Annotated in this window: 1 pseudogene; it reads right to left on the bottom strand. The window is 68.4% G+C overall.

Annotated features, from left to right (window positions below):
* Positions 1-256: pseudogene (locus tag SB753_RS39035) on the bottom strand (capsular polysaccharide biosynthesis protein); the annotation flags it as partial.

The raw sequence follows: 256 nt of genomic DNA, 5'->3' as shown, positions 1-256 counted from the left end.
CAACAGCTGCTCCAGGTCGCTGGCAGACTGCGCATCGTAATGAATGCCACCCCGGTCCAGCACCAGTGACAGCGCCGGGCTGTTGGTTGCCCCCAACCCCGTGGAGCGCAAGAAACCATCCTCGACCCGCCACAGTGGCACCCCCACCTGGCGCGCACGTTCGGCCAGGCCGGCCGGCTCGCGCGCAGCCCACACCAGCAGCCGGCCCTGTTCGGCCGCTACCTGGCTTATCAGTTGTGGGCCGTCCACGCTGAAG

The sequence above is a fragment of the Paraburkholderia sp. SIMBA_053 genome (genome assembly GCF_046534895.1).
GTDB classification, from domain to species: domain Bacteria; phylum Pseudomonadota; class Gammaproteobacteria; order Burkholderiales; family Burkholderiaceae; genus Paraburkholderia; species Paraburkholderia caledonica.
This window is presented reverse-complemented; position numbering and strand designations above follow the sequence as displayed.